The organism is Ornithinibacter sp. (genome assembly GCF_035443565.1).
In the GTDB taxonomy this organism is placed as follows: Bacteria; Actinomycetota; Actinomycetes; order Actinomycetales; family Dermatophilaceae; genus Fodinibacter.
In genome coordinates, this window is sequence record NZ_DAORSO010000275.1 from 1 (window position 1) to 1,974 (window position 1,974).

The 1,974-nt window shown below is 71.6% G+C and carries 2 protein-coding genes; both read right to left on the bottom strand.

What is annotated here, in order from left to right; translation table 11 throughout:
• The coding region (locus PLL68_RS14390; RefSeq protein WP_324535252.1) for a response regulator transcription factor at window positions 1–567 on the bottom strand (567 nt) is incomplete at its 3' end.
• Window positions 564–1,712 carry a sensor histidine kinase gene (locus tag PLL68_RS14395; RefSeq protein WP_324535254.1) on the bottom strand — a complete coding sequence of 383 codons (1,149 nt, stop codon included), beginning with the start codon at window positions 1,710–1,712 and terminating at the stop codon, window positions 564–566. The genes PLL68_RS14395 and PLL68_RS14390, both read right to left, overlap by 4 nt.
• Window positions 1,713–1,974: the final 262 nt, after the last annotated feature.

A 1,974-nucleotide genomic window follows, 5' to 3' on the forward strand; every position in this document is an offset into this window, starting at 1 on the left:
GTGGGCCTTGACGGTGCTCGTGGTGATGAAGAGCTCGCTCGCGATCTCGTCGTTGGTCCGGCCCCGGGCGACGGTGACGAGCACCTCCTCCTCCCTCGCGGTGAGCGGCTCCAGGGGCTGTCGGGCCGCTTCCGCTCGCGAGGTGGCGAAGGTGGCGAGCAGCCGCACGGTGACACTCGGTGCGATGAGCGCATCACCCTCGGCGGCCGCGTGGATCGCCCGGGTCAGCAGGTCGGGGCCGGCGTCCTTGAGCAGGAAGCCGCGGGCGCCGGCCTTCAGGGCGCCGTGGACGTACTCGTCGAGGTCGAAGGTGGTGATGACGATGATGGGCAGCGGGTCCTCGACGTCGGGGCCGGCGAGCTGGCGGGTGGCCTCGATGCCGTCCATCACCGGCATCCGGACGTCGAACAGCCCGACGTCGGGCCGTAACTGTCGTGCCAGTCGGACGGCTTCGCGACCGTCGGCGGCCGCACCGACCACGTCGATGTCGGGCTGGGCGTCGAGCAGCATCGTCAGCCCGCTCCGCACGATGGGCTGGTCGTCGGCGACGAGGACCCTGATGCTCATCGGGCCACCCCCGCCCGGGGGAGGTTCGCCTCGACGCGCCAACCGCGGTCGGCGATGGGACCGGCGGCGAAGGTGCCGCCGAGCAGGGTCACCCGCTCGCGCATGCCGACCAGGCCGTAGCCGTCGGGGGAGCGGTGGGGCGAGCCGGTGGAGCCGTCGTCGTCGACGGTCAGCCGCACGTGGTCGGTCTCGCCGGTGACCTGAACGGTGACGCGGGTGGCGTGGCGGGCGTGCCGTCTGGAGTTGGTGACGGACTCTTGGGCCAGTCGGTAGACGGCTGCCGCGACGCTTGGGCTGAGGTCCGTGAGCTCACCGGTGAGGGTCACCTCGACACGGGGCTGCGCGGCCCCGGTGGTGGCGAGCTGCTCGATGTCGGCCATCCCCGGCTGGGGAGTCAACGAGCTGTGCCGCGCGTCGCGCAGGACGCCGACGATGGCGCGCAGTTCGGTGAGGGCCCGGGTGGCGGCGTCCTCGATCGTGGCCAAGGCGTCGACGGCACGTTCGGGGTGGGTCGCGGCGACGGCCCGACCCGCCTGCGCCTGGATCGCGATACCCGACACGTGGTGGGCGACGACGTCGTGCAGCTCTCGGGCGAGCTGCTCGCGTTCGCGGGCCTTGGCCTCCTGGATGTCGCGGATGCGGATCCGGGCGCGGTAGCGGACGGCGGCGCCGAGAGCTGCCGCGAAGAAGAAGAACGCGTAGCCGGTGATCGTGTCGGTCAGGGTGGTCACGTCGGCGACGAAGGTGATGGCCAGCCACGTGAGGATCACGAGCAGCCCGCGAACGGCATCCCGACCCGACCCCCACCGGAACAACGCATAGGTGAGGACCAACGTGGCCGACACGCTCGAGGTCAGGGCGCCCTGAGTGCCCGTGGCCATCCGGAAGAGGTCGACAACGATCAGCGTGCCGAAGGCCACGAGGACTGCGGGGAGCGGGTGGGAGCGCCGCCAGGGGAGGGGGGCGACCGCCGCGAGCGTGGCGATGAGGAGCACGGGTGCAGGCGCCATGCCGTCACGAAGGACCGCCTCGTTGACAGCCCACCCGACGAAGGCGGCGACGAGGGCCCAGTCGGCTGCACTGGTCGCCGGAGGGTTCGTGGGTCGGGGTTCGACCCACAGTGAGCGCAGTGCGTCAGTGGCCATCCGGCCAGCGTAGGCAGGGGGCGTCGCCCGCGTATCCGCCGAAAGGCCAACCGGGCTCTTGGGCCAACGGACAGGGCACGTCGGGTCTGCGGGCTGATGTGGGCGCGCACGGCATCCGTGAGGGTTGTGAAGGTCACCAACCCCACGACCCGACGACACCGGAGGCCGCCATGAGCACTTCTCGACCCGACACCGCGCTGGACGACGTACGCCTGCCCCTGAAGGCCAGGCTCGCCGCAGCCTGGACGAGCTTCATGTTCCT